Here is a 1,113-nt window from a genome sequence, read left to right on the forward strand (position 1 = left end):
CCTCAGCAACCGTGTTGTTGGGGCTCGTTCCAGGGTGTGTTTCTTTTAAGGATGGTGTTGATCATGATGATGAATTTTCGCATGGCGGCGACGATGGCGACCTTGGGCGGTTTTCCGGCGTCGCGCAGCCTTGTGTAGAAGGCCTTGATGGCCGGGCTGCAGCGGATGGCCGAGAGCGTTGCCATGTAGAGGGCGCATCTGACGGTGGCGCGGCCGCCGGCGATGTGGCGTTGTCCGCGCCAAGTGCCGCTGTCGTGGGCCATCGGTGCGACACCGACGAGGGCGGCGAGCTTCTTGTCGTCGATGGCGCCGAGTTCGGGCAGTTCGGCGATGAGCACGGCGGCGCCGACCTCGCCGATGCCCGGGATGGTCAGCAGCAGGTCGCGGCGTGCGGTCATATCGGGCTCGGCGTCGATGGCGAGCGCGATGGCGGCATCGACGCGGGCGAGCTGGGCCTTGAGAGCGGCGAGGGTCTCGGCAATCAACACGGCGACGGCTTGAGGGGCATGTTCGAGGCGGTTCTTCTCGGCGACCGCCATGTCGACGAGCTGGCGGCGGCGGGTGACGAGGGCAGCAAGCGCGATGCGGCCGTCGTCGATATGGGGGATCTGTGCCGGCCGCATCGCTCTGGCGAAGTGGCGAATGACGCGGGCATCGACCTGATCGGTCTTGGCCAGACGTCCGCTGGCCCTGGCGAAATCGCGGATCTGGCGGGGATTGACGACGGCAACGGCAATGCCGGCGGCCATCAGTGTCCTGACGATCGTCATCTCGTAGCCGCCGGTGGCTTCGACGACGACAAGCTCTGCGCCGATCACCGCGGCTGCGAGTGCGGCACAGCCTGCCGCATCGTTGTCGAAGCGGACAACGGCGGCTTTACCCTCGATGGCCACATCGAGATGGGCCTTCGAGACATCGATACCGACCATGAAAGTTTTGGGGGCATGCATGGGGTGCTCCTCCTTGCAACGCGGGCTCAAAGCCCAACCAACCGTTCGAGCGAAGATATGGCGACGGAGATGCTTGCTGAGGTACGAGTTCAAAACCCAAGGATGACACGCATCCCCGTCGCACAGCCCCATTATACAGCAACGGCAACGTACAAGGATGAGG

The 1,113-nt window shown here is 64.3% G+C and carries 1 protein-coding gene; it reads right to left on the reverse strand.

Annotated features, from left to right (window positions below; all coding sequences use genetic code 11):
• Positions 1–2 precede the first annotated feature (2 nt).
• Positions 3–950, reverse strand: coding sequence for an IS110 family RNA-guided transposase (locus AF337_RS14825; protein WP_049732635.1), 948 nt, complete (start codon positions 948–950; stop codon positions 3–5).
• Positions 951–1,113: the final 163 nt, after the last annotated feature.

The organism is Rhizobium ecuadorense, assembly GCF_001187535.1.
In the GTDB taxonomy this organism is placed as follows: domain Bacteria; phylum Pseudomonadota; class Alphaproteobacteria; order Rhizobiales; family Rhizobiaceae; genus Rhizobium; species Rhizobium ecuadorense.

Coding starts and splice junctions, on each gene's coding strand:
- AF337_RS14825 (WP_049732635.1), bottom strand. CDS start 950: ATGCATGCCCCCAAAACTTTCATGGTCGGTATCGATGTCTCGAAGGCC.